Source organism: Agrobacterium sp. Azo12, from assembly GCF_029193765.2.
In the GTDB taxonomy this organism is placed as follows: domain Bacteria; phylum Pseudomonadota; class Alphaproteobacteria; order Rhizobiales; family Rhizobiaceae; genus Agrobacterium.
On sequence record NZ_JARFYO020000002.1, the window covers coordinates 501,286 to 523,829 of the forward strand.

Below are 22,544 nucleotides of genomic sequence, written 5' to 3' on the forward strand. Positions count from 1 at the left end.
GGTTTCTCTCACACAACAGGCGTTAACAGGGCAGACCCGGCAAAATGCGCCGCGAGATTATCCCGCACCAGTTTGCCCATGGCCTTGCGGGTCTCAATGGTTCCAGACGCATGGTGCGGCTGAACCAGCACATTGTCGAGTTGCAGAAAACGTGGATTCAGCTTTGGCTCACCCTCAAACACATCAAGCGCTGCCGAACCAAGCGTCCTGTTCTCCAGTGCTTCCAGCAGTGCCTCCTCATCGATGTTCGAGGCCCGTGAGATGTTGATCAGCATGCCCTCAGGTCCAAGTGCGGCAATCACATCCTTTGAGACAATATGGCGGGTGACAGCAGAAGCAGCCAGTGTGACGAACAGGAAGTCGGCATGCCGGGCCAGTTCCACCGGATCGGCAATATAAGTTAAACCTTCCGCATAGGATTTTGCCTCGACATCGCTATAGGCGATGTCCATATCAAAGCCACGCAGGCGCTTTGCGACTTCAAAGCCGATACGGCCAAGGCCCAGCACACCGGCCTTGCGGCCCCAGACGCGGCGCTTCAGCGGATAAAGACCTTTTTCCGCCCAGCTTCCGTCCTTGACCCAGGTCTCTGCGCCAATGATGCCACGTGACTGCACCAGCATCATTGCCACACCAAGGTCGGCCACATCATTGGTCAGCACATCAGGTGTGTTGGTAACGCGAATGCCGCGAGCCCGGCAGGCTGCCAGATCAACCGCATCAAAACCGACACCGTAGACGCAGATCACTTCGAGCTTCGGCAGCTTGCCGATCAGTTCGGCAGAGGCACCCAGTTCACCACGGGTGGCAATCGCACGGATCTTGTCGCCATGCTGGTTCAGGAATGCATCGCGGTCGGCGGCTTCAAACAGCTTGTGCACCGTATAATGTGCATCCAACTCCACCTGATCCCATTCCGGGTATGGACCCGTCATCAGAATGTCCGGTTTGCTCATGGTTTCCTCCAAAAGATAAACACCGCTCACGCGGTTATGGTCAGTGGGCATGATCAGTAGTCATGGCCGATGGGCACGCATCCGCCATCACCGCCATCATGGGATGTCAAAAAGGCTCTTTGGCTCACGGAGCCAAAACTCAAAGGCTGGTGGTAATCCCGCCATCGACATAAAGCGTATGGCCATTCACAAACGACGATGCCTTGCCCGACAGGAACACAGCCGCGCCCACCAGCTCATCGACATTGCCCCAGCGGCCAGCCGGTGTGCGCTTCTCAAGCCAGGACGAGAACTCCTCACTATCGACCAGTGCCTGATTGAGCGGTGTCTTGAAGTATCCAGGAGCAATCGCATTGATCTGCAGGCCATATTTGGCCCAATCGGTGCACATGCCGCGTGTCAGGTTCTTCACAGCACCCTTGGTGGCCGTGTAGGGCGCAATTCCCGGACGGGCCAGTTCACTCTGCACCGAGGCGATATTGATGATCTTGCCACGACCACGGCCGATCATGTGACGCGCCACCGCCTGACCAACATAAAACACGCTGGAGATATTGGTCTTCAGCAACTGTTCCCACCGGTCAGCTGGAAAATCCTCCAGCGGTGAGCGGAACTGCATGCCGGCATTGTTGATCAGGATATCGATCGGTCCGATATCCCGCTCGATCGCCTCGACACCACGGTTGACCGCGTCAGCATCCGTCACGTCGAAATCTGCCGTATCGACAGCAACGCCCGTTTCAGCCTTCAGCGCTGCCGCCGCTTCGCCAAGCCGCACCTTGTCACGGCCATTCAGCACAACAGATGCACCATGCTCGATAAGACCCTGCGCCAAAGCAAGTCCAATCCCCTGCGACGAACCCGTCACCAAGACACGCAAACCGGACAAATCAAATAGTCGAGACGTCATCAGACCTTGTTCCTTAAAAGGAGGTGTCATTTCATTCAAGGGACGAACGGTATCGGACACCCGGCACACCGTTCCTCTTTTCTCATGGGATCACCGGCGATGGCGCGAAACAGCAGATCTGCCTCGCAACACCACATGATCAGATATCGACAACCAGACCCTTGGCCTTCAACACGGCCTCGAGATTGCTGACTTCGACAACCGATTTGCCCTGCTTGTAGGCTTCAATGTAACCAGCTTCGGCATCTTCGCGGATTTGCGACAGACGCGCCGATTCCTGGGCGTCTTCACGGCGCACGACAACCAGACCATCGGCATCACCAACGATAATATCGCCGGGATTGATGATTTCGCCGCCAACGATGATGCTGTCATTCACCGCGGCAATCGTTTCTTTCACAGTGCCCTTGATGCAGACGCTGAGAGAGAAAACCGGGAAACCGAGGTCTCTCAGTTGCAATGTGTCGCGCACACCGGTGTCAGTGACCAGACCGCCGATACCCTTTGCCAGGCAGGCATTGGCCAGCACGTCACCGAAAGAACCGGCTTCTTCATATTCACCAGCCGAAACAACAATGATGTCGCCGGGCTTGGCATAGTTGATGGCCAGCTGCAGCATGATGTTGTCGCGCGGGGCGCATTTCACCGTGAAGGCGGGGCCGCACAGCTTCATCTTGTAGTCGACAGGCTTCAAACGGGAGGAAAGTGCACCTTTACGACCCTGTGCCTCATGGATGGTTGCAGGCGAGAACTTCGAAAGCGCTTCGATGTCTTCTTTGCTTGGCCGTTCTGCGATATCTTTAATGTGGATCATAAAAACCTCCCACGGTAAGGCATGCGGCGGGAACGTCCCGCCGCTCGCATTGATGTTGATGTGTGTGTTTCAATGGATGCTGAGGGGCCTTAGCCCGGCAGGATCAAGGAATCGGGTCGAACTTCAGTTCGGAAAGTGGAACCACCTTGTCGGTACGGGTCATCTTGTATTCGGTATTCGGGCCAAGCCACTTGTCCCAAATCTTGTTGATCTCGCCGTCTGCATCGAGCTTCTTCAGCACTTCGTTGATCTTGGCGGTCAGAGCCGGATTGTCCTTGGCCATGCCAATACCGATCCGTTGATAGAGCATTGGCTCCTCAATCATGCGCATTGGCTTGCCCTTGGTCTTGGATTCGTTGACAAACTTCGTCGTTGTCATGGTGTTGGCAACCATGCCACGGGCTTTACCCTGCTGAACGGCGAGATAGGCAGACGCAGTGTCCTGGAAGGTCAAAGGATCGGACTTGTTGAGCTTGATCGACATTTCAGAGGTCGAGCCCTTGGTGGAGGCAACGCGCTGACCTTCATAGTCGGCCTTCTTCTGACCGGCATCATCAACCGGCACGATCAACATTTCCTTGGCAAGGTAATAGGGATCGCTGAACTGGATCTGCTCTGCGCGGCTCTGTGTATAGGCAAGGTTGGCAACCGTGATATCAACGCGGCCGAGCTTGACCTCTGGTACGCGGGCTTCAACCGACACAGGCTTGACCTCAGCCTTTACGCCGAGTTCCTTGGCAATGGCATTGCAAAGATCAACGTCGAAACCAGCCATTTCGCGGGTCTTTGGATCGGGAGCAGCAAAAGGAACAACGTCTGCGAAGGTCGCGCAACGCAAAACCTTGTTGGACATGATCGTATCCAGCTGATCCGCAGCGGCAGGCGTCGCAAGGGCTGTACCAGCGAGAATGGCGGTGAGTGTAAGGCATTTCCAGTTCATTGCAGTTCTCCTCTTATGATTTTGCTTGGTATCAGTGACGCAGATCGGACAGGAACCGCTGCGCGCGCGGATGGCGTGGTGTGGTGAAAAACTCTTCAGGCGTTGCCTTTTCGATAATTTCACCGGCATCGATGAACCAGATGCGGTCGGCAACTTCGCGGGCGAAGCCCATTTCATGCGTGACACACATCATGGTCATGCCTTCTGCGGCCAATCCCTTCATCACGGCCAGCACTTCGCCAACCATTTCAGGATCGAGCGCGCTTGTCGGCTCATCGAACAGCATGACCGGAGGCTCCATCGCCAAAGCGCGGGCAATCGCCACACGCTGCTGTTGACCGCCGGACAATTGAGCCGGGTAAGCGCCAGCCTTGTCGGCCAGACCAACTCGATCCAGAAGTTTCAATGCCTTGTCGCGGGCTACATCAGGTGCAACACCTTTGACGCGGATGGGCGAGATCGTCACATTTTCCAGCACCGACAGATGCGGAAACAAATTGAAGCTCTGGAACACGAAACCAACCCGGCTACGCAGCAGGTTGAGTTCCTTCGTTTTTGTCGCCGCATGAATGTCCTGGCCATCCAGCGTGATCGAACCGCTGTTGATTTCCTCAAGACGATTAACGGTGCGGATCAGCGTCGACTTTCCGGAACCCGAAGGACCACAGATGACCACCACTTCGCCACGCGCCACCTCAGCGTCAACATTTTTCAGAACCTGATAGTCGCCATAGCTTTTGCAGACATTCGAGATACGGATCGTCTGCTCTTTCGATGATGATGTCGTGGTCATGGCTGCTCCGTTATGATTTTGGCCTGCGCCAGCGTTTCCGGTTGCGGGCGGGCAACCACACCCGCGCGGCGCTTGGCAATACGGCGCTCAACAGCATTGGCGAGATAGGTCAGGCTCCAGCAAATGGCGTAATAAACGATTGCCAGAATGAGGAAGACCTGGAAGGGCTGCGTCAGAAGCTGGTTGTTAACCTGACTTGCCGCGAAGGTAAGGTCCGGCACGTTAATGACATAACCAAGCGTCGTATCCTTGATCGTCGCAACGAAAGTCGAGATCATGCTCGGGATCATGTTATAGAGCGCCTGCGGCAGGATGATAAAACGCATGGCGCTGAGATAGCTGTGCCCCAGCGCTCTTGCTGCATCCATCTGCCCTGCCCCTAGGGCAACAATACCAGCCCGGACAACCTCGCTAAGGAATGCGCCCTGATAGACAACGAGCGTCACCAGCATAATGGCGAAGCTTGGTACATCAGCGCCCGTCCACAACGGGATGAGGAAGTAGGTCCACAGGATCAGCATCAGCAACGGTACGCCGCGTGTGACATAAACAAGCGCTGTGATCGGCCACCGGACCATGCGCCATTTGGACAGGCGTGCCATGGCCATGAGAATGCTGACCGGGAACGCAAAGGCAATAGCGAGCGCTGACAGAATAAGCGTGTTGGCAAGGCCACCAAGCGGGCCATTCGGGTACTGACCGATCAACAAAAGCAGCCAGTAGTCTTGGATGATGGTGATCATATCTCCGATCATGTCCGTGCCCTCCATACAGGATCCAGACGCATCGACAGATAAGCTCCGGCAGCCATGATCAACAGCGAGAAGAAGAGATAAAGAACAGTCCCAACCAGATAGATTTCAAAGGTCTGGAAGCTGAGATTTTCAATTTCCTTGACCGCATGGGTCAATTCGGACGCACCGATAACCAGAGCAAGACTGCTGTTCTTGAACAGGGAAACGCTGTGGTTGATGAGCGGCGGCAATGCATTACGCACACCTTGCGGCATGATGATGAAGCGCATGGCCGACAGATAACCGTGCCCCAGTGCTTTTGCCGCCTCCATCTGCCCAGGACTGACCGAGCGCAAACCTGACCGCAAATCCTCACTGAAATAAGCGGCCTGACAAAGTCCAAGCCCTACCACGGCAAACACTGCTTCGGCGTTATGATCCGTCAGCCAGTTTGTCAGTCCCGACGGCAGCAAAGTGAAGATACCGAAGTACCACAACATCAACTGTACCAGTGTCGGCACATTACGATGGTAGGAAACATACGCCGCAACAAGACGATCACCGAATTTGAACGGCGAAAAGCGGATGCACAACAGCACCAGCGCCAATGACATGGCCAGCGACCACGAGCCAAGGAAGATAGCAAATGTGATCTTGATGCCGTGGAGCAGCATCCCGATGTACTCCTGATTGCTCAGGACGGACATCAGATCAAAGCCGCTCACGGCTTTGGCTCCTTGGTGACATCAGACTGCGCGGCAGTTTGTGGCTTGGCAGTTTGAAGACCGCCCATCACCTGCAAGGTCGGAGTAATTTCCATGTGACCAATATTGACAGCAACCGGTGCTGCGATAGCAAAAGCTATCGCATCGGCGATGTCTTCGGCCTTTGGCAATTCAAAACCGTCGATAAAACGTTCACGCACGCTCGGGTCATTGCCGTGCACGTGATTGAAGATATCCGTCGCAACCCGGCCCGGGCAGATTTCCGTCACACGAACCCGCTTGCCAAATGCATCCAGCCGCAATTGGTTCGACAGCATGGCAACACCAGCCTTGACTGCGTGGTAAGTGGAGTTTCCTCCAAAGTTGTAATTGCCGGCAATCGACGAAATGTTGATGACGTGACCGCGGTCGCGCTCCACCATGCCCGGAACGATCAGACGGCAGATATGCAGAACCGCACGCAGGTTCACATCGACAAGAAGATCAATGTCGTCGGCATCAGCCTGCAGAAATTTTTTCGGCCTGTCGACACCGGCATTATTAACCAGAATATCGAACTGAACCTTCTCAGACAGAGTGGCAAGCGCTGCTCGATCGGTAACATCTATAGCATGCGCTATGCAGCCGGTACGATTTGCAAGTTCATTCAACGCATCCGCACTGCGGGCAACAGCATGAACTTCAATATTTTCGCGACGGAGCCGCTCTACAACTGCTGCGCCGATACCGGATGAAGCGCCGGTGACCAAAGCGGTCTTGTAATCGGAGAATGGCATTCTGATCCCCTTTATTTGTTGTCATGAACATTAGCTAAGCTTTGGGCTCTTGCCTAAGACCGATTACTTTTGGAGTAATAAGGAACTTTTATGGAGGGCAGAAAACGGCTTTTCCGTACGGGATTGGCGAAAATCCACGACAGCGAATAACGAAATTCATACAAAGGCCTGCATTGCAAAACCTGCCCCAGCCTGTAATCTGCGCGCCACTCAAAACCATTTGAAAAAACATGGATATAAGACGTTTAAAATCGTTCATCGTCATTGTTGATAGCGGCAGCATCACGCGTGCGGCAGATATTCTGCATCTCGCACAGCCGGCCCTCAGCCAGCAGCTCGCAGCGCTTGAAGAACATTTTGGCCAGAAGTTGCTCATCCGTAGCCAGCAGGGTGTGACGATGACCGATGCCGGCCACGCTGTTTACCGTCACGCGCAGATCATTCTGCGCCAGATGGAACAGGCACAGGTGGATGCATCAGCAGCTGGAAACTCGATTGCCGGACGGGTTTCCGTCGGTCTCGTACCCTTCAGCAGTGCAGCAACATTGTCGGTCGATCTCTTGGCCGAAACACGTAAACGTCATCCAGGCATTCTCATTCACCTGACCGAAAGCGTCGGACAGACGTATAGCCAGATGATCATGAACGGCCGCCTTGAGCTGGCCCTGATTCATGGCGTCGGCCCGATCAAGGGCGTGCGTTTCGAACCACTGCTGAGTGAAGAGTTTTATCTGGTGGCGCACCGGGATTTTGCCATCGAGGCGGACTCAAAACCGGTGCCGATTGCCGCGCTGGACGGTATGCCGATGCTAATGCCGCCTGCGTACAATTTTGTACGCCGTGCTGTCGACACGGCCTTTACCCGAAGCCGCATCAACCTCAAGGTTGTCGCAGAGGTAGAGATTGTCAGAACTCTCGCACGTGCCGTTGCCAATGGCCTTGGCGCAACCATCATGCCGAAAGCGATCGCCGACCGTATCGTCTCAGAAACAAGCGAACCGCTGATCTGTCGTATCTTGTCTCCTCGTATCGAGGAAACCCTGTCCTTATGCACATCCGACCAGAACTCTTTGTCGGAACCGGCATTTGCCGTGAAGGACATTCTGGTCGAGCTGACCGAAAAGTTGAAACTGTAAGGAAGTTACCTGCCGGCGCGACATTCAGGCCGGCAGATCAAATCTATCAGCGCATATCCTTGCAATACTGCGCGATACGGGCGCAACCTTCGTTCAACATTTCGACGCTAGTGGCATAGGAAATGCGGAAATACGGGCTCATGCCATAGGCCGCGCCCTGAACGGTGGCAACGTGGTGTTCTTCCACCAGCCCCATGACAAAATCGACGTCACCTTCAATCTTGCGGCCACCCTTGGTGGTCTTGCCGATCAGCCCGGACATGTTCGGGTACAGGTAAAATGCACCTTCCGGCTTGTGGCAACGCAGACCCTCAATTTCCGCCAGCTTACTCAGCACAAGATCGCGACGCTCGCGATAGATTGCAGCGCGCTCTTTCAACAGATCCTGCGGTCCATCCAATGCTGCAATAGCTGCGGCCTGCGTAACCGTGGCGATACCGCCGCTATTTTGGCCGTTCACGTTGCTGATCGCCGCAATCAGTTGCTTTGAACCGCTGGCGCAATAACCAAGACGCCAGCCGGTCATCGCATAAGCTTTGGAAACGCCATTCATCGTCAGAACACGGTCATAGAGACGTGGTTCGACATCAGCAATCGTGCCGAATTCAAACCCATCATAAACGAGATGTTCGTAAATATCGTCGGTCAAGATCCAGACATCCGGATGACGCAACATCACCTCTGCAATTGCGGCCATTTCCGACCGTGAGCAGGCAGCGCCGGTTGGGTTGTTCGGGAAGTTCAACAGCAGCCATTTGGTACGCGGCGTGATTGCCGCTTCAAGATCTTCTGCACGCAGCTTGAAGCCGGTCTCTTCAACACAGGGAACAGGAACCGGCACGCCGCCGGCAAACTTGACGATGTCGGCATAGCTCACCCATGACGGCGTTGGAATAACCACCTCATCACCCGGATTACAGGTCGCAAGCATGGCATTAAAAATAACCTGCTTGCCGCCGCCGGACACGATGATCTGGCTTGCATCATAGGTGAGGTTGTTGTCGCGCTTGAACTTTCTGGCGATAGCAGCCTTCAGCCCCGGTGTGCCATCCATAGGCGGATATTTTGTCTGGCCCCCAAGAGCAGCCTCATGGGCGGCCTCAATGGCATGGGCAGGTGTCGGAAAATCCGGTTCCCCAGACGACAGGCTGACAACCTTGATACCTTGCGCAGCCAGTTCTCTGGCACGCTGTGTCATGGCAGCAGAAGCGGATATGGAGACGTTTTTCAATCTGTCAGCGGTAGAAGGCATCGGAATGATCTTTCTGTGAGATGAAGGAGAAGGCCGATGAGCGGCCTGTTAAGACGCAAGTTCTGCGGCTGGCGCGAGGGTCGCACCTGAAGCAATGATTTCGCTGCGCACGATACCGGCCAATTCCAGCGAACCCGGCGTATCGCTATGCACAAGAATGGACCGAGCCGGCATGGCAAGAATGGTGCCATCGATAGCCTCAACTGACCCATCGGTCAGAAAACGGCGAACACGGGCACGCACGGATGGTTCATCTTTGACCAACGCACCTGGAAGACCACGGGCAACAAGGTTACCCTTAGCGTCATAGGCGCGGTCGGCCAGGAATAGGGCAAGGGTTTTCAAACCGGCACGCTTGGCGGCTTTTTCGATTTCACTTTGCGGGGTTACAAAGACCACCAGCTTGGGATCAACAGCAGAAATGGCGTTCATCATCATGTCGGCAAGCACCGGATCACGATTGACCATGTTGCCCATCGCCGCATGAAAACTGCAATGACCAACCTCAACGCCTTCGCTTTTGGCGATCGCGATCAGTGCACCCAGTTGGTAAAGCATCTGCTGGCGCAATTCATCGGGCTGAAACGGCAGTTCGCGCCGCCCAAAACCTGTCCGATCAGGCAAACCCGGATGCGCACCAATGCCAACGCCATTCTGCTTGGCCAAACGCACCATGCGCGCCATTGTATCGGGATCACCGCCGTGAAAACCGCAGGCAATGTTGGCGGACGACACCAGCTTCATCATGGCGTCATCGTCACACAAGCGGTAGGGGCCGAAACCTTCACCCATGTCGGAATTGAGATCGATTTTCATCAGTTCCTCCCTCTTGATCCGGTTGCTGCTCAGGCCATCGCCTTCAAAGCGCGCTTGACCATGTCTGCAGTCCGTTTGATGTCCTCTAGATAGGTTTTTACCGCTTGCTCAACCTGGCGTGCCTCTTCGTGGCTGGTCCGGACGAACCTGATCTTTCCGCCGGGATTTGCCTGTCCAAGCCGCCACAGATCAGCCTCGATCACACCGGCTATCTTCGGATAACCACCAGCGGTATTGGCATCGCTCATCTGAATAATCGGCTCCCCACCGGGCGGAACCTGTACTACGCCTGGAACCACACCGTGCGAGCGCATTTCTCTGGTCTCGGTCGGTTTGATTGGCTCGCCGGACAGCCTGTAACCTGTGCGGTCACTGCGCGACGAGATACGCCAGACCTGCCCCCAGAAGGCTTCACCATCATCGGCAAACAAATGATGTTCGCCAGCCGGAATAGCGCGAACCTGCAACACGCCGTCAACGATGACAGGAAAGACATTGGCCAAAGCTTGTGATGGCTCCACCACCGCCAAGCCACTTGCAGGCAATGGCAAAATATTCTCCTGCCTGCCAGTTTCTAGATGATCACCCTTGGCAAGCGGTCTTCCGTCATTGCCGCCGAAATTGCCGCGCAGTGCCGTGCTGCGTGATCCCATCAGCACTGGAACATCCAATCCGCCGGCAACAGCAACATAAGCGCGGGCGCGTTTAACCGGTTGTCGCAATTCCAGCACATCACCGTCCTTGGCCAGATGAGCGCACCATGGCAACACGTCTTTGCCATTCAGCAGCACCAAGCCACCTGTACCGGTTACCGCAAAAACCATCGGCGTAGAAACACGCAATTTGAACGGAAAGGTCTGCACTTCAATGACCGCTGCATCCGGCTCATTCCCAACAAGAATATTGCCGATTTTTACAGCAAGCGGATCCATGGCGCCGCCAGCCGTGACACCAATATTGCGAAAGCCCGGACGTCCGAGATCCTGAACGGTGTTGAAAGGGCCGGTTTCGAGGATTTCGATCATAGCTCTACCCTCGCTGGCACAAAACGGACAGTGTCGCCAGGCGCCAGAAGCGCCGGTGTCGCTAACGTTGGATCGAACATTTTCAAATCCGCGTAGCCGATTGAGTTCCAGCCATTGGGACCGGTCAGCATGGCAACACCGGTCTGCATGCCACCAATTGTCACGCAACCCTTTTCCATCTTGATGGACGGCACCGTTTTGCGCGGCATGTAAATACGGCCATCAAGCCCGTGCAGGTACCCAAAGCCGGGCGCGCTACCGAGCGCAAAAACCCTGTATGTCGCTTCATGATGAATGCGTACAACCTCACGGTCACTTAAGCCGGAAAAGTCGCATAATGCGGCAAGATCCGTTGCGTATTCACCGCCGTAGTGAACCGGTATCTCAATCGTTTTTCCCGAGAGATCGATACTTGCGGCATTATCCCATGCGTCCAGCAGACGGCCGACGACAGCATCGGGGTCTGCAGGCGTTTCCTTGAAAATGGTAAGCAGGTTGGTCATGCCGGGAATGACTTCCGCAACATCAGCCCATGCACTTACAGTTTGCGAAAGCGCCCAGATAAAGCGCTGTGCCGGTAAATCGAATTCACCCGGCGCTTCAAGCAGAAAGGAGCGTGAGCCGATGAAGGAAATATTTGCCCGACCTTTAACGACAGGCTGAATTTCATGGTGCGACGCAAGGATACTTGATCTGGCAATCATGATTGAGGCCCGAGTTCGAACAAAACATCACCGAAGCCAACCAGAGCATCCTGCTCGGCGAGCTGACGGGTTAACAAGCCAGTGCGACCGGCAAGGACGGGCACGAGAATTTGGCCGATACGAATAAATCCAATCACATCGGACGCAACAACCGAGCGGGGGAATTGACCCGCCCCAGAGGCAAGAGACGGATGTGACACATGGAAATGCCCGGCAATCGGTGCCTTCACCGTCGTGCTGGATGTCGCATTCGTCGGTTTCAAAGCCACGGCAGACGGAGACGTTCTCACGGTCTCTGGCACGGAAATAACCAGCCGCAACTGCGCATTTGGCGTGGAGATTTCCAAGCCTTCGACACCGGCAGCCGACAACATCTCCGTCAGAGCTTCAAGAGAGGCGGGATCGGTGAAATCGAGCCTGCTCATGCCGCTCTCCATGCTTTCAGCCACTTTTCTAGATAATGAATGTCCGTTTCGCCTTGGGCAAAAGCCGCGTCTTCAAACAGGGCACGCAGCAAAGGCAGGTTGGTGGAAATGCCTTCAACGCGTGTCCCGGCAAGCGCGGTTCGCATCTTGGTGATGGCCTCAGCCCGCGTCGGCGCATGCACGATCAACTTGGCAATCAGGGAGTCGTAATAGGGCGACACCCGGTAACCGGGATAGATATGGGTATCGAGCCGGACTCCTTCGTCTTGCGGCCAGGCAATGTCTGTGACGGCCCCTGCCGATGGCAGGAATGTATCGGGATCTTCGGCGTTGATCCGGCACTCGAAAGAGTGTCCATCACAGACAACATCATCCTGCTGAAGAACGAGTCGTACACCTTGCGCCGCCTTGATCTGGGCCTGCACGATGTCGATACCACTGGTCATTTCAGTAACGGGATGCTCGACCTGCAAACGGGTATTCATTTCGATGAAGTAGAATTTTCCATCTTCATACAGAAATTCAAACGTGCCAACGCCGCGATAACCAATCTGCTGGCAGGCTTCCACGCACGCCAAACCAACAGGCTCAATGATATCGGCTGCAATACCCGGGGCCGGGGCTTCTTCGACCACTTTTTGATGGCGCCGTTGCATTGAACAATCGCGATGCCCAAGCCAAACCGCATTTCCATGGGTGTCGCAAAGCACCTGTATCTCAATATGACGGGGATGCTGGAGAAACTTCTCCATGTAGAGCGCAGGGTTGCCGAAGGCCTGTCTGGCCTCTTCACGCGTCAGGGTCATTGCTTCGATCAGCGCAGATGGTTCCTGAACCACCCGCATGCCACGCCCACCGCCGCCGCCTGCGGCCTTAATGATGACAGGATAACCAATGTCACGGGCAATCTGCTCAACCGTGGCATGGTCATCTGGAAGCGCCGTATCCGGCCCTGGCACACATGGCACACCCGCGGCAATCATCGCCTTCTTAGCGGTAATCTTGTCACCCATGGTGGCAATGGACCGTGCATCTGGACCGATAAAGGTCAGTCCGGCATCCTCTACGGCTGCCGAAAATGACGTGTTCTCGGACAGAAAACCGTAACCGGGATGAATGGCACCTGCACCGGTTAACCGGGCGGCCAGAAGAATGGCATCCTGATTGAGATAGCTTCTGCGCGCATTGGCGGGACCAATACAGACAAAATGATCTGCCGTTTCGCCATAGGAGGCTTGCCTGTCAGCCTCAGAGCAAATCGAAACTGTCTTCAGGCCAAGCTCGCGGCAGGCGCGCTGTATGCGCACAGCAATCTCACCACGATTGGCAATCAGCACCGTATCAAAGAGTGGATCAGCGCTGGCGAAATTCTCTGCCATCACGCAATCTCCGCCAGCAAATTGTTGGTTTCGACCTCTCCGCCATCAACATCCGTAACGAAGGTGATACGGCCAGCACAGGGCGCGGCGATCTTATTGAATACTTTCATGGCCTCGATAATAAAAAGTGTCTGCCCCTCTTCCACCACATCGCCAATATTGACGAATGGCGGCTGGCCCGGTGCAGATGCACGGTGCAAAACACCGAAGATCGGTGCACGGACGGATGTGCCAGAACTGTTGTTGTGAGAGGGTGCCGTTTGCGTATCCTGCAGAGTAGCGTGAACGCCGTCAGTCGGTGTCGTGACCGTTGCAGCAGAGATTTCGTGGCCAGTTCGGAAAATTCGAACGGTGACGTCCTTTTCCGTTACCTTCAGTTCGGTAACGTTGGTTCGCCCGACAAAATCAATCAGCGCTTTTATCTTCGGCAGGTCCATGAGCACACTCGGCATTGTTCGAAGCCGCACTACGATCCCGCAAAGGCCGGACCATCGTCGACTGAACCAGACCTAGCACGATAGGTTGTTTGATGGGGTCAGAAGAACTTTTGATATAGCCCGGTTTGCTCCAGATTTCCCCAAACACCTTCACACCGAAAACCCGCATCAACGGCGCATAAACCTTGAATTTTTTAAAGAGATTTTCAGATCAACCTGATTGACCAGTTGCGTATCTTCAAATGCCGGCAAAGCCACACACCACCGACATGTCCAAACACCGCCATGTCGATACCACGAAGTTAAGCGGTCAATGCCTTTTGACTTTTTGCAATTTTCGAAAATGCGCCAAAGGCTTGGCCCTTTTTGAGATGTGAAAATTTATATTGCGTGGCGGCACCAAGCCGTTTGACATGGCTCTCAAGAGGGTGTTCATTTCCTCAACCCCTAATGCATAGTCACGAAAACCATAAATCGGATTAAGTGTAATGTTCAAAGCTGCAAGAGGTTGGGTTTGGGGCGTCATCGCCGTTATTGCCATCGGCGTGGGATATTACGCTTGGACCGTTCTGCGGGGTGATAATTTGCCCGCAGGTTTTGTCTCCAGCAATGGTCGTATAGAGGCCGTGGAGATTGACATCTCCACCAAAACAGCTGGCAGGCTCAAGGAGTTGATGGTTCGCGAAGGTGAATTCGTCAAGGCTGGCCAGCCACTTGCACAAATGGACACCGCCCAGCTGGCAGCCAGCAAACGACAGGCCGAAGCACAGCGGCGCCGCGCGGAGATATCGGTCGATACGGCCCATAGCCTCGTTGCCCAGCGTGAGGCAGAACGAAAATCTGCACTAGCCGTCATCGAACAGCGCAAAGCCCAGCTCGATTCCGCGGTGAAAACCAATGCGCGCTCGCGGCAACTGTTGACCAACAATACCGTGTCACAGCAGGTCGTCGATGACAGCGAAGCAGCCGAGCAGGCTGCAAGGGCAACACTTGCTGCGGCAGAAGCGTCGCTTGCGGCCTCTGATGCCGCCATCAATGCTGCTAAGGCGCAAGTGGTGGATGCCGAAGCAGCTGTTGATGCGGCAAGGGCACAAATTGACAGTATCGAAACCGACATTGCCGACAGCACTTTGACGGCACCCCGCGACGGGCGAATTCAATACCGCATCGCCCAGCCCGGCGAGGTTCTGTCTGCCGGTGGCCGTGTCTTGAACCTCGTGGATCTTGGCGACGTCTACATGACCTTTTTCCTGCCAACGGCAGAAGCTGGCCGGACCTCAATTGGTTCAGACGTTCGTCTTGTGCTGGACGCGGCTCCCCAGTTGACCATCCCTGCCCAGGTGTCCTTCGTTGCCGATGTGGCGCAGTTTACGCCCAAAACGGTTGAGACTGAAGAAGAACGTCAGAAACTGACGTTCCGGGTTCGCGCCCAAATACCGCAGGAATTGCTGCAAAAATACATCCAGTACGTCAAAACCGGCTTACCGGGCATGGCGTATGTCCGGCTGGATGCGCAAGCAACATGGCCGCAAAATCTCGAACAGAACCTTGTAAAATAACGGCGCCGCGATGAACGAGGCTGACACAAACAACAGCACTGCCTCGAGTTCCGCCAAAAGCGGTCAGAACGCTGTGGTACGGCTCCAAAACGTCACTCTCACCTACAAAAAAACGATTGCCCTGAGCGAGGTATCGCTGGATATCCCGTCAGGCTGCATGGTGGGACTGATCGGCCCTGACGGCGTTGGAAAATCCAGCCTTCTGTCACTCGTTTCCGGCGCACGGGCTGTTCAGAAGGGCAAGGTCGAAGTTCTCGATGGCGACATTGCCGATGCGAAACATCGCAATGCCACCTGCCCCCGCATTGCCTACATGCCGCAGGGACTGGGCAAAAACCTATACCCAACACTTTCTGTTTTCGAGAATGTCGATTTTTTTGGCCGCCTGTTCGGCCAGGACAAACAGGAGCGTGAAACCCGTATTCGCGAACTGCTTGATAGTACCGGTCTTGGCCCTTTTGCTGACCGGCCGGCAGCCAAGCTTTCCGGTGGTATGAAACAGAAACTCGGCCTTTGTTGCGCGCTGATCCACGATCCGGATTTGCTGATCCTCGATGAACCCACGACTGGTGTCGATCCGCTGTCACGGCGGCAGTTCTGGGAACTGATTGACGCGATCCGTGTCGGACGGCCGGGCATGAGCGTTATCGTCGCGACAGCCTATATGGAAGAAGCCGCAGGCTTCGATTGGCTTGTTGCCATGAATGCCGGCAAGGTTCTCGACACTGGCACACCTTCAGAACTGCTTGAACGCACAGGGGCCGCCAATCTTGATGCCGCCTTCATTGCCATGCTGCCAGAGACGGAACGCCGTAATCATGTCGATGTCGTTATTCCGCCTCGAGAAACCGGCGGCACGCAGGAATATGCCATCGAGGCCAGCCATCTGAGCATGCGCTTTGGCAGTTTTACCGCCGTGGACAATGTCAGTTTCCAGATTCCACGCGGCGAAATCTTCGGCTTTCTCGGCTCCAATGGCTGCGGCAAATCAACAACCATGAAAATGTTGACCGGCCTTCTGGCCGCCAGCGAAGGCGAGGCAAAGCTTTTCGGCAACAAGGTCGATGCGAGTGACATGGCGGTGCGCCGCCGTGTCGGTTACATGAGCCAGGCTTTTTCGCTCTACAGCGAATTGACCGTTCGCCAAAACCTTGATTTGCACGCTCGCCTGTTCAAACTGCCTGACGAAACCATTCCGACACGCATTGATGAAATGGCGCAACGGTTCACCTTGCAAGACGTGATGGATACGTTGCCGGACGGGCTGCCGCTTGGCATACGCCAGCGCCTGTCGCTGGCCGTTGCCATGATCCATTCACCAGATGTGCTGATCCTTGACGAACCCACCTCGGGTGTTGATCCAATCGCGCGTGATGCATTCTGGCAAATCCTTGCCGATCTCTCCCGCAAAGACAATGTAACGATCTTCATCTCCACGCATTTCATGAATGAAGCGGAGCGTTGCGACCGCATTTCATTAATGCATGCAGGCAAGGTGTTGATAAGCGACACGCCAGCCGCCATTGCCAAAAGCCGCAATTCTCCCACGCTGGAAGATGCATTCATCGCCTATCTGGAGGAAGCCTCGGGCATCACGGCTTCGGACAAGACCGATAAGGCAAAAACCTCTCAGACGGCTGATATAACCAAACTTGCCGCTGCCAGCCATCCGCAGGCGATGAGCAAGAAACGCTTCTTCGATATCAGGCGCATGTTCAGCTACACGCGGCGCGAAGCACTTGAACTTCAGCGCGATCCCATTCGTGCCACGCTTGCGGTGCTGGGCAGCGTCATCCTGATGTTTGTCATCGGTTACGGCATAAATATGGATGTCGAAGACCTGACATTCGCTGTACTAGACCGGGACGATACCACCATAAGCAGGGATTATGTCCTCGACATTGCCGGATCCCGCTACTTCATCGAAAAAGAGCCCATTCGCGATTATGCCGACATGGACAAGCGGATGCGTGATGGCGAGATAAGTCTGGCCATTGAAATTCCGCCGGGTTTCGGGCGCAAGGTGCAGCGTGGCGATGACGTCGAAATCGGCGCCTGGATCGACGGCGCCATGCCGCAACGGGCGGAAACTGTGAGCGGCTACGTCCAAGGCATGCATGCTGATTGGCTCACCCGAAAGGCAAGACAACTTTACGGCACGGAGGCAACCCGCGGCACATTTTCCATCGAGACACGCTTTCGCTACAACCCTGATGTCAAAAGTCTGGTTGCTATGGTGCCAGCAGTCATTCCGCTTCTGTTGATGCTCATCCCGGCCATGTTGGCAGCCCTCAGCGTGGTGCGAGAAAAGGAACTCGGATCCATCATCAACCTCTATGTGACCCCCGTCACACGGCTGGAATTCCTGTTCGGCAAACAGATCCCCTACGTTGTTCTAGGCGTGATGAATTTCCTGCTGCTGGTTGCCTTTGCGACGCTAGTCTTGCGCGTTCCCTTCACAGGCAGCTTTATTGCCTACGCGGCAGCGGCCCTTCTTTATGTGATCATTGCGACCTCGATCGGCATTTTCATGTCGACATTCATGTCTAGTCAGATCGCAGCAATCTTCGGAACTGCACTGCTGACACTTATTCCAGCCACGCAATATTCCGGTATGACCGACCCGGTCTCATCCCTTCAGGGTGCGGGTGCCTTCATCGGCGAAATTTACCCCACCACCTATTTTATGACCATCTCACGCGGCGCCTTTTCCAAGGCGCTTGATTTTGCAGGCCTTGCCGGTTCCTTCATTCCCCTGCTGATCGCCATACCAATCCTTGCGACACTCGGTGCCGTGCTTCTTAAAAAGCAGGAGAGCTGAGCTTTGTTTTCATCCAACATCTTTCAGCTAGGTTTAAAGGAATTGCGTGGACTGGCACGCGATCCGATGCTGGTGCTGCTGATCCTCTACGCATTCAGTCTGCAAATCTATACCGGATCAAGCGCCCTGCCCGAAACGCTCAACAATGCCGCAATTGCAATTGTCGATGAGGACCAATCGCCTCTTTCCGGCCGCATCAGCACGGCATTCACGCCGCCCTATTTCGTGCCGCCGAAGCTGATCGACATCAGTGAGATGGATCGCAGAATGGATGCGGGGCTTGATACATTCGCCCTCAACATTCCCCCGGATTTCCAGCGCCATGTGCTGGCAAACCAGCATCCGGCAATCCAGCTGAATGTTGACGCAACACGTATGAGCCAGGCGTTCAGTGGCAGCAGCTACATCCAGTCGATCGTGACGAGTGAGGTCAATGAGTTTCTGGAGCGGTATCGCGGCCACACCAATGTTCCCGTGGACCTGACGCTGCGGGCACGTTTCAACCCGTCACTCGACAAATCGTGGTTCGGCTCCATCAACAACATCATTACTTCCATCACCATGTTGTCGATTATCCTGACGGGCGCTGCACTGATCCGTGAGCGTGAGCACGGCACCGTCGAACATCTACTGGTCATGCCGGTAACACCCACGGAAATCATGCTCAGCAAAATCTGGTCGATGGGCCTGGTGGTGCTGGTTGCTGCAGGTTTTGCCCTGTTCGGGGTGGTCAAAGGGTTGCTTGGCGTACCGATTGAGGGCTCTCCTTTCATCTTCCTGCTGGGAACGGCACTGTTTCTGTTTGCAACGACATCCATGGGGATATTCCTTGCGACCGTCGCGGGCTCGATGCCGCAATTCGGTCTGCTGCTTATTCTGGTACTGTTGCCGCTTCAGGTGCTTTCAGGTGCAATGACACCGCGTGAAAGCATGCCTGACATCATCCAGCACATCATGCTGCTTGCACCCAACACCCATTTCGTCATCCTCGCACAGGCGGTGCTGTTCAGGGGTGCCGGCCTTGATGTTGTGTGGCCGCAGTTGCTTGCCCTGCTGGTTATTGCCGTCATTCTCTTCACTTTGGCATTGCGCCGGTTCCGCAACTTCCTGCGATAAACCAGGCACGTTTTTGAGTGCTTTATCTGGCGTGAAACCCTTGTGAATCAGGGGATCGAGCAAAGCCGCCGCACGTTGACAGTTAAGACTTCATTAACCATGCTTGGTTACGAGTCGTTATCTGCCCGCCGATGGTTGTCGGCGCTCGTTAGCATCGGTCGCTAAATGACACATCAACTGCTTCCGGTATTGGCTCGACGTCTCGGGCTTTTCACAGCATTAGCCTCACTGGCCTTTGTCGTGCCGTCGTTTGCGCAGTCGGTGTGGACCGGTAATACGGACAATGAATTCAGCAACGGAACGAACTGGACACCTGCTCTGCCGGGCGCAAATGATGCAGCGGCTGTCAACACTGGTTCCCCGCAGGTCACCAATAACGTCACCGTCAATCAGCTTGGTGTAAATGGCGGCGATGTTACCATCACCAATACCGGGACACTTACGGTGACCAGTGGCAGCACGATCAACTCCGGCAGCCTCGGCATCAATGCTGGTGGCGTCGTGAATTCCGATATCGACCTGAATGGCGGCAACCTGTTTATTGATGGAACGCTCAACGGCAAACTGCAATTGAATGCAGGCAACGTTGCGGTAAATGGCAGCCTAGGTAGTGCTGTGGTGGAAGCGACCACTGCACTTTCCAACAGCGGAACTGTGGGCGATGTTTCTGTGTCCTCCGGCGGGACCTTTACCAATAACACAACTGGCACTGCAGGTGCACTCACCAATGCCGGTACGGCGTCGAATGCCGGCACGCTTGGCTCATTGACAAATACGGCAGGCAACTTCACCAACAACAACCTCGGCGTCATCACCGGAAAGACGATAATCTCCGGCGGAACGGTGACCAACAATTTCCAGATGACAGATGCAGATGTCGCCGCGGCAGCAGATTTCGTCAACAACAACGGCGCAACGGCTGGCAACATCAGAAACTCCGGCACAGTCTCCAATGCCGGTACCATCGCATCCCTGCAAAACGATGCGGGAAGTTTCACCAACAACTTCGGCGGTGCTGTCTCTGGCACAACAACCGTGGCCGGAGGCACTGTCACCAACAATGCAGAGATGAATGCCGTGAGTGTTGGGGCTGGTGGCATCTTTACCAACACAACGGATGGCACGGCCGGTGCCGTTACTAATGCCGGCAACAGTTCAAATGCCGGCGAAATCGCCTCGCTGACCAACACGGCCGGAGACTTCGTCAACAATGCCGGTGGCACAATCACTGGACAGACCACCATTACTGGCGGGACAGTCACCAACAATTTCGAGATAACCGACGCCGACGTTGCAGCCGCTGCAGCCTTCATCAACAACTCGGACGGCATCGCGGGTCATATCAGAAATTCCGGCACGGTGACCAATGCCGGAACCATCGCATCCCTTCAAAATGACGCTGGCTCTTTCACCAACAATAGTGGTGGCGAGGTTACGGGCGCAACTACAATCAATGGCGGCACGGTCGTCAACAATGCAACGCTTGCTTCCGTCGAGATCGGCAATCAGGGCACATTTACCAATAACAGCGGTGCAACGACTGGCGCGGTTACCAATTCCGGCACTGCGTCGAATGACGGTACAGTTGCGTCATTGACCAACAATGGTGGTTCCTTCTCAAACACCGGCATCATCAGTGGTGCGGCGAGCGTCAGCGGCGGTGAATTCATCAATCAAGGAACAGTCACCGGAACGATCGATGTTTTTGACGGCGGCTTGCTGTCCGGCAGCGGTGTCTCCGGCGGATTGGTGATCAATGCCGGTGGCATTCTCTCCCCTGGTCCTAGCCTGCAAACCGTTTCCGTGAATGGTGACCTGACCTTGCGCATTGGATCGACCTACCAGGTGGATATTACCTCAACCGGTTTGTCGGATCAGGTGAACGCCATCGGCACAATCGATATCGAAGGTGGTACGCTCGATATTCGTGCAGCAAGCAACACCTATGGCCCGTCCACGGCCTACACGATCCTGTCGGCTGGCAGCATTACCGGTAGTTTCGACACCATCGCCAGCGACTTTGCGTTTCTTTCCCCGACGCTGACCTACAATCCCACCACAGTGGATCTCAGACTTGATCGCAATACTGTGCGTTTTGCTGATGTTGCCCTGACACAAAATGAACGCGTAACCGCAGCAGCCGTTGAGAGTCTGGGATCGACAAATGCACTGTTCATGGCGGTGTTGCCTCTCAATATAGAAACCGCCGAGACCGCCTTTTCACAGCTTAACGGCGAGGTTCACGCATCTCTCAAAAGCGCATTCCTCTGGGAAAGCCAATTTCCCCGTGACGCGATCATGGATCAGATGAACCCGCTGATCGCCAGACCCTGGGCAGATCAGGAAGAGCTGTCGTTTTGGACAACCGGCATATTTGCCCAAGGTAATTTTTCTGAAAATGGTGTAGCCAGCGGCCTTGATACCCGTGTCGCGGGCTCACTCATCGGCGCTGATTTTTCCATTTCAGAACAATGGCGTCTCGGCGGCATTCTCGGATACAGCTCTCTTTCCGCAGGTTCTGAGGCCACTGCGGACAGTTATCATGCAGGCCTATATGCTGCCGGTGACTTCGGCCCTCTGGATATACTCGGCGGCGCCATCTACTCGCGCAACGATATCTCGACCAAACGTGATATCGCATTCGGCTCCTTTACCGACCGGCTGACGGCCGATTATGGCAGCGATACTCTTCAGGCCTTTGGCGACATTTCCTGGACGCTGCAACTGGATGATGTCAAGTTGCAGCCCTTCGCCAATCTTGCCTATATCAATCTCAATACGGATGATTTCCGTGAAGATGGCGGTGTCGCAGCCTTGTCTGTTGCCGGCGGCTCCAACAACCTGACCGTCTCCACCATAGGCATGCGCTGGGCTGCCAACCTGCCAACTGATATGCCGGTGATAGTATCCGGCATGCTGGGCTGGCGCCACGCAATCGGTGATCTTTCGCCCACCTCATTTTTCGCATTTGAGGGTGGCTCACCTTTCATTCTGGAAGGCGTGACCATGCCGCGGGATTCACTGTTGGTAAAAGCTGGCATTACCGCCAGACTTTCCAAATCCGCACGTTTGACACTGAGTTATGCGGGCGAGTTTGCCAGTGGTTTCCAGTCCAATGCGGCCCATGCCAACCTGCAGGTCAATTTCTAGCGTCGACAATAGTTGTCCGGCAAACATCCGCACAAAAGAACAGTGCCCCGAAGTTCTTCAACTTCAGGGCACTGTG

20 protein-coding genes are annotated in these 22,544 nt (G+C 55.0%); 5 read left to right on the forward strand and 15 right to left on the reverse strand.

What is annotated here, in order from left to right; all coding sequences use genetic code 11:
- Window positions 1-8: 8 nt before the first annotated feature.
- The 8 genes from PYL13_RS18820 to PYL13_RS18855 form a co-directional block, all read right to left on the reverse strand.
- Entirely contained in the window at window positions 9-956 is a 948-nt protein-coding gene (locus tag PYL13_RS18820; RefSeq protein ID WP_275643214.1) for a 2-hydroxyacid dehydrogenase, read from the reverse strand.
- A 139-nt stretch (window positions 957-1,095) separates the two neighbouring features.
- Complete coding sequence (locus PYL13_RS18825) at window positions 1,096-1,866, reverse strand: SDR family oxidoreductase (protein WP_250984522.1); 771 nt, start codon at window positions 1,864-1,866, stop codon at window positions 1,096-1,098.
- Between the two features lie 139 nt (window positions 1,867-2,005).
- Window positions 2,006-2,680: a 4-carboxy-4-hydroxy-2-oxoadipate aldolase/oxaloacetate decarboxylase gene (locus PYL13_RS18830; protein ID WP_259148797.1), complete on the reverse strand. Its 675-nt coding sequence runs from the start codon at window positions 2,678-2,680 to the stop codon at window positions 2,006-2,008.
- A gap of 103 nt (window positions 2,681-2,783) precedes the next feature.
- On the reverse strand, window positions 2,784-3,620 hold the full coding sequence (locus PYL13_RS18835; protein ID WP_275643216.1) for an ABC transporter substrate-binding protein: 837 nt from the start codon (window positions 3,618-3,620) through the stop codon (window positions 2,784-2,786).
- 31 nt (window positions 3,621-3,651) lie between these two features.
- On the reverse strand, window positions 3,652-4,413 hold the full coding sequence (locus PYL13_RS18840) for an amino acid ABC transporter ATP-binding protein (protein WP_192489718.1): 762 nt from the start codon (window positions 4,411-4,413) through the stop codon (window positions 3,652-3,654).
- A complete protein-coding gene (locus PYL13_RS18845; protein WP_192489719.1) occupies window positions 4,410-5,168 on the reverse strand; it encodes an amino acid ABC transporter permease in 759 nt (252 codons plus the stop codon). Before PYL13_RS18845 ends, PYL13_RS18840 begins: the two co-directional genes overlap by 4 nt.
- Window positions 5,165-5,872: an amino acid ABC transporter permease gene (locus PYL13_RS18850; RefSeq protein WP_250984519.1), complete on the reverse strand. Its 708-nt coding sequence runs from the start codon at window positions 5,870-5,872 to the stop codon at window positions 5,165-5,167. Before PYL13_RS18850 ends, PYL13_RS18845 begins: the two co-directional genes overlap by 4 nt.
- The gene (locus tag PYL13_RS18855; RefSeq protein ID WP_275643217.1) at window positions 5,869-6,648 is read right to left on the reverse strand and encodes an SDR family oxidoreductase; all 780 of its coding nucleotides are present in this window, start codon (window positions 6,646-6,648) and stop codon (window positions 5,869-5,871) included. The genes PYL13_RS18850 and PYL13_RS18855 overlap by 4 nt, the downstream gene beginning before the upstream one ends.
- 230 nt (window positions 6,649-6,878) lie before the next feature.
- Between PYL13_RS18855 and nac the strand changes: the two genes are divergently transcribed.
- Window positions 6,879-7,784 carry a nitrogen assimilation transcriptional regulator NAC gene (gene nac / locus PYL13_RS18860; protein ID WP_192489722.1) on the forward strand — a complete coding sequence of 302 codons (906 nt, stop codon included), beginning with the start codon at window positions 6,879-6,881 and terminating at the stop codon, window positions 7,782-7,784.
- A gap of 46 nt (window positions 7,785-7,830) precedes the next feature.
- Here the strand turns inward: nac and PYL13_RS18865 are convergent, their stop codons facing one another.
- Genes PYL13_RS18865 through PYL13_RS18895 form a run of 7 tightly spaced genes read right to left on the reverse strand, consistent with a single transcriptional unit; the run spans window position 7,831 to window position 13,822 of the window.
- Complete coding sequence (locus tag PYL13_RS18865) at window positions 7,831-9,036, reverse strand: pyridoxal phosphate-dependent aminotransferase (protein ID WP_275643218.1); 1,206 nt, start codon at window positions 9,034-9,036, stop codon at window positions 7,831-7,833.
- Between the two features lie 48 nt (window positions 9,037-9,084).
- Complete coding sequence (locus PYL13_RS18870) at window positions 9,085-9,852, reverse strand: 5-oxoprolinase subunit PxpA (RefSeq protein ID WP_275643219.1); 768 nt, start codon at window positions 9,850-9,852, stop codon at window positions 9,085-9,087.
- A gap of 29 nt (window positions 9,853-9,881) precedes the next feature.
- A complete protein-coding gene (locus PYL13_RS18875; RefSeq protein WP_275643220.1) occupies window positions 9,882-10,877 on the reverse strand; it encodes a biotin-dependent carboxyltransferase family protein in 996 nt (331 codons plus the stop codon).
- Window positions 10,874-11,581, reverse strand: a complete 708-nt coding sequence (gene pxpB / locus PYL13_RS18880) for a 5-oxoprolinase subunit PxpB (RefSeq protein ID WP_275643221.1) — start codon at window positions 11,579-11,581, stop codon at window positions 10,874-10,876. Before pxpB ends, PYL13_RS18875 begins: the two co-directional genes overlap by 4 nt.
- A complete protein-coding gene (locus tag PYL13_RS18885) occupies window positions 11,578-12,006 on the reverse strand; it encodes an acetyl-CoA carboxylase (protein WP_250984513.1) in 429 nt (142 codons plus the stop codon). The genes pxpB and PYL13_RS18885 overlap by 4 nt, the downstream gene beginning before the upstream one ends.
- Window positions 12,003-13,385 (reverse strand): acetyl-CoA carboxylase biotin carboxylase subunit, encoded by a 1,383-nt coding sequence (gene accC / locus PYL13_RS18890; protein ID WP_275643222.1) that lies wholly within the window; start codon window positions 13,383-13,385, stop codon window positions 12,003-12,005. Before accC ends, PYL13_RS18885 begins: the two co-directional genes overlap by 4 nt.
- Entirely contained in the window at window positions 13,385-13,822 is a 438-nt protein-coding gene (locus tag PYL13_RS18895) for an acetyl-CoA carboxylase biotin carboxyl carrier protein (RefSeq protein WP_275643347.1), read from the reverse strand. Before PYL13_RS18895 ends, accC begins: the two co-directional genes overlap by 1 nt.
- Window positions 13,823-14,310: 488 nt before the next feature.
- Between PYL13_RS18895 and PYL13_RS18900 the strand changes: the two genes are divergently transcribed.
- From PYL13_RS18900 to PYL13_RS18915, 4 genes are all read left to right on the forward strand, one after another.
- Window positions 14,311-15,381 carry an HlyD family secretion protein gene (locus tag PYL13_RS18900; RefSeq protein WP_275643223.1) on the forward strand — a complete coding sequence of 357 codons (1,071 nt, stop codon included), beginning with the start codon at window positions 14,311-14,313 and terminating at the stop codon, window positions 15,379-15,381.
- Window positions 15,382-15,391: 10 nt separating this feature from the next.
- Window positions 15,392-18,202 (forward strand): ribosome-associated ATPase/putative transporter RbbA, encoded by a 2,811-nt coding sequence (gene rbbA, locus PYL13_RS18905; RefSeq protein WP_275643224.1) that lies wholly within the window; start codon window positions 15,392-15,394, stop codon window positions 18,200-18,202.
- A 3-nt stretch (window positions 18,203-18,205) separates the two neighbouring features.
- A complete protein-coding gene (locus PYL13_RS18910; protein ID WP_250984509.1) occupies window positions 18,206-19,318 on the forward strand; it encodes an ABC transporter permease in 1,113 nt (370 codons plus the stop codon).
- Between the two features lie 165 nt (window positions 19,319-19,483).
- The gene (locus tag PYL13_RS18915; RefSeq protein WP_275643225.1) at window positions 19,484-22,468 is read left to right on the forward strand and encodes an autotransporter outer membrane beta-barrel domain-containing protein; all 2,985 of its coding nucleotides are present in this window, start codon (window positions 19,484-19,486) and stop codon (window positions 22,466-22,468) included.
- Window positions 22,469-22,544: the final 76 nt, after the last annotated feature.

Excerpts from the sequence above, each read along its gene's own strand:
- PYL13_RS18820 (WP_275643214.1), bottom strand. The coding sequence starts at position 956 with ATGAGCAAACCGGACATTCTGATGACGGGTCCATACCCGGAATGGGAT.
- PYL13_RS18825 (WP_250984522.1), bottom strand. The coding sequence starts at position 1,866 with ATGACGTCTCGACTATTTGATTTGTCCGGTTTGCGTGTCTTGGTGACG.
- PYL13_RS18830 (WP_259148797.1), bottom strand. The coding sequence starts at position 2,680 with ATGATCCACATTAAAGATATCGCAGAACGGCCAAGCAAAGAAGACATC.
- PYL13_RS18835 (WP_275643216.1), bottom strand. The coding sequence starts at position 3,620 with ATGAACTGGAAATGCCTTACACTCACCGCCATTCTCGCTGGTACAGCC.
- PYL13_RS18840 (WP_192489718.1), bottom strand. The coding sequence starts at position 4,413 with ATGACCACGACATCATCATCGAAAGAGCAGACGATCCGTATCTCGAAT.
- PYL13_RS18845 (WP_192489719.1), bottom strand. The coding sequence starts at position 5,168 with ATGATCGGAGATATGATCACCATCATCCAAGACTACTGGCTGCTTTTG.
- PYL13_RS18855 (WP_275643217.1), bottom strand. The coding sequence starts at position 6,648 with ATGCCATTCTCCGATTACAAGACCGCTTTGGTCACCGGCGCTTCATCC.
- nac (WP_192489722.1), top strand. The coding sequence starts at position 6,879 with ATGGATATAAGACGTTTAAAATCGTTCATCGTCATTGTTGATAGCGGC.
- PYL13_RS18865 (WP_275643218.1), bottom strand. The coding sequence starts at position 9,036 with ATGCCTTCTACCGCTGACAGATTGAAAAACGTCTCCATATCCGCTTCT.
- PYL13_RS18870 (WP_275643219.1), bottom strand. The coding sequence starts at position 9,852 with ATGAAAATCGATCTCAATTCCGACATGGGTGAAGGTTTCGGCCCCTAC.
- PYL13_RS18875 (WP_275643220.1), bottom strand. The coding sequence starts at position 10,877 with ATGATCGAAATCCTCGAAACCGGCCCTTTCAACACCGTTCAGGATCTC.
- pxpB (WP_275643221.1), bottom strand. The coding sequence starts at position 11,581 with ATGATTGCCAGATCAAGTATCCTTGCGTCGCACCATGAAATTCAGCCT.
- PYL13_RS18885 (WP_250984513.1), bottom strand. The coding sequence starts at position 12,006 with ATGAGCAGGCTCGATTTCACCGATCCCGCCTCTCTTGAAGCTCTGACG.
- accC (WP_275643222.1), bottom strand. The coding sequence starts at position 13,385 with ATGGCAGAGAATTTCGCCAGCGCTGATCCACTCTTTGATACGGTGCTG.
- PYL13_RS18895 (WP_275643347.1), bottom strand. The coding sequence starts at position 13,822 with ATGGACCTGCCGAAGATAAAAGCGCTGATTGATTTTGTCGGGCGAACC.
- PYL13_RS18900 (WP_275643223.1), top strand. The coding sequence starts at position 14,311 with ATGTTCAAAGCTGCAAGAGGTTGGGTTTGGGGCGTCATCGCCGTTATT.
- rbbA (WP_275643224.1), top strand. The coding sequence starts at position 15,392 with ATGAACGAGGCTGACACAAACAACAGCACTGCCTCGAGTTCCGCCAAA.
- PYL13_RS18915 (WP_275643225.1), top strand. The coding sequence starts at position 19,484 with ATGACACATCAACTGCTTCCGGTATTGGCTCGACGTCTCGGGCTTTTC.